This is a genomic window from Fulvivirga aurantia (genome assembly GCF_009711475.1).
GTDB classification, from domain to species: domain Bacteria; phylum Bacteroidota; class Bacteroidia; order Cytophagales; family Cyclobacteriaceae; genus Fulvivirga; species Fulvivirga aurantia.
Genome location: NZ_SMMD01000379.1, coordinates 1 through 2169, shown reverse-complemented (window position 1 = coordinate 2169; position 2169 = coordinate 1). Strand labels below are relative to the sequence as shown.

Genomic DNA, 2169 nt, shown 5'->3' with positions numbered 1-2169 from the left:
TAACACCTAACGATATGATGATTCTTATTGTTGAATCAATTATGAAATTTGGGTGCTCAAAAACAAACGAAAGGTAAACTAATACGGCAGAGATAATAACATAAGGTGTAACCTTTTTAAAATTATAGGGGATTGGGTAATGCTTTTTTCCTGTAAAGTAGCACGCCAACATCATGGTGAGGTAACAGAGTACAGTGGTTATCGCGCTTCCCAAATAACCTATAATGGGGATTAGTAAGACATTGCCAATGATAGTAACGGCAGCACCTAAGATACTGAAATAGGTGCCGTAGATAGTTTTATCAGTAATCTTAAACCATACATTGAGGTTTACATAAATACCATAAAGAAATTTACCCAAAAGAAGAATTGGTACCAGGTATAAGGCCACTCTAAACTCAGGCTTTCTCAGAAAAATTTCTGCAATAAGGTTAACATTAAGTGAGACCACAACGAGCATGAGCAAACTAAGCAGAATGAAATAATGCATGACCTTGGCAAATAGGGCAGGGGCGTTTTTATCGGCTGCATTGCTAAAAAAGAAAGGCTCACCAGCATACCTAAATGCCTGAATGGCGAGCAACATAAAAATGCTCAGCTTAAAAGTCTGGCTGTAGACCCCAACAGCAGCTTCACTATTCATGGAAGCATAAAAATCATCAGGTAATAGATTTTTCAGCATGATGGTACCAAGCATTTCGTTGACCATACCAGCTACACCCATAATCATGATAGGTGTTGCATACTTTATCATTGGCTTCACTACCTTCTTACTTATTGTAATGCGTATGGAAGCAATGTATTTCCATAAGAAGGGTAGAAAGAGTGCATTGGCGATAAGATTTGCCAAAACGATATATCCAATACCCAGCGAAGAATCATAGATATTAGAAAATGTCTCAAACTTGCTGAGATAAGGTAATAAGAGTAAGAAAATCAGTTGTAAGCCTACATTAGCAAAGATATTCCCAACCTTCAGAGCAGCAAATAGCTTGGCTTTGTTTTCATGTCTTAATCTGGCAAAAGGAATAGCCAAAATACCATCTATCCATAAAATAATGGCCAACCATATAATCAGAAGGCTAACATCAGGATAGCCTATTAGACTGGCAACAGATGACGCATTAAGTATGATTAAAGTGCTTAGCAAAGTACTAATGCCAATCACTGTGGTGCAGGCTGCGTTATAGCTTACCTTGCTACTGCCTTTATTAGCAAACCTAAAAAAGGCCGTTTCCATACCGAAAGTATAGATAACATTTATAATTCCAATATAAGAATACAGATAGGCGAAAACCCCAAGTTCTGTAGGGAGAAAAACCTCTGTATGTAGCATTACCAGTAGGTAGTTGATCGACCTACCGAGAATGCTACTTACACCATATATTGCTGTATCGCCAGCTAAGCGCTTGAGCTGACTCATGGGCTGATTTTTCTAAGCTCCGGTAAATTCCGGTTTTCTTTTTTCGATAAATGCCTGAGTACCTTCTTGAAAGTCTTCGGTTTTTGTACAGTTAGAGAAACTATTTGCTTCTGTCTGGAAGCCATTTTCTTCGGACGTATAATAAGCGTTTACACAGTTGATTACCATGCCAACGGCAAGAGGTGCCTTTGCGGTGATTTTGCTGGCGATTTTTTTGCTCAATACCATCAACTCTTCTTTAGACTCTACCACATGGTTTACCAGGCCTACTGATTTAGCGTCATTGGCGCTTAGCATATCACCAGTCATCATCAGCTCGAGTGCTTTGCCTTTGCCAACTAATTGGGTAAGTCTTTGGGTGCCTCCATAACCTGGTATAATACCAAGGTTTACTTCAGGCTGGCCAAATTTAGCATTTTCAGAAGCTATACGTATGTGACAAGCCATGGCAAGTTCGCAGCCACCGCCAAGAGCGAAACCATTGACAGCTGCAATTACTGGTTTTTCACACTGTTCAATCAGAGAAAATACCTCCTGGCCATTTTCTGCGAATTTTCTTGCATTAAGCTCATTCAATTCGGCAATCTCTTTGATGTCAGCTCCAGCTACAAAAGCCTTTTCTCCGTCTCCGGTTATTATGATTCCTTTTACTTCTTTGTTATCGTATGCATCTTGTATAGCAGTGCGCAGCTCCTCGATAGTAGCAACATTTAGTGCATTTAAACTATCTGGCCTCGTGATGGTGA

At 39.6% G+C, this 2169-nt stretch carries 2 protein-coding genes; both read right to left on the bottom strand.

Annotated features, from left to right (window positions below; translation table 11 throughout):
• Positions 1-1423: lipopolysaccharide biosynthesis protein (locus tag E1176_RS02015; protein ID WP_155208906.1), on the bottom strand; the 1423-nt coding region annotated here is incomplete at its 3' end.
• A 12-nt stretch (positions 1424-1435) separates the two neighbouring features.
• On the bottom strand, positions 1436-2169 hold a 734-nt coding region (locus E1176_RS02010; protein WP_155208905.1), incomplete at its 5' end, for an enoyl-CoA hydratase/isomerase family protein.